At 76.3% G+C, this 451-nt stretch carries 1 protein-coding gene; it reads left to right on the top strand.

Translation table 11 applies throughout. The features are described from left to right. Window positions 1-451, top strand: a 451-nt coding sequence (locus tag LPA54_RS38615; protein ID WP_228985050.1) for a phosphopantetheine-binding protein, incomplete at both ends; no start/stop codon positions are given.

Below are 451 nucleotides of genomic sequence, written 5' to 3'. Positions count from 1 at the left end.
GGGGAGATCGAGTCCGTCCTCGGCTCCCACCCGCAGGTCGCCCAGTGCACCGTCCTGGTCCGGGAGGACCGCCCCGGGGACAAACGGCTCGTCGCCTACGTCGTCGCCGCGCCCGGCGCGGACCCCGGCGCCGCCGCGCTGCGCGCCCACGTCGCGGCCGCGCTGCCCGACTACATGGTGCCCGCGGCCTTCGTCGCGTTGCCCGCGCTGCCGCTCACCCCGAACGGCAAGCTCGACCGCCGGGCCCTGCCCGCGCCGGACTTCGGCGCGGCCACGGGCACGCACCGGGCTCCGCGCACCCCCCGCGAGGAACTGCTCGCGGTGCTGTGCGCCGAGGTGCTCGGCGTGGAACGCGACTCGGTCGACGACAGCTTCTTCGACCGCGGCGGCGACAGCATCATGGTCATCCCGCTGGTCGGCCGGGCCCGCCGCGGTCGAAGAAGCTGTCGTC

This window comes from Streptomyces sp. DH12 (assembly GCF_020873895.1).
In the GTDB taxonomy this organism is placed as follows: domain Bacteria; phylum Actinomycetota; class Actinomycetes; order Streptomycetales; family Streptomycetaceae; genus Streptomyces.
Note: the sequence above shows the minus strand (reverse complement) of the source record. Positions and strands in the feature narration are given on the sequence as shown.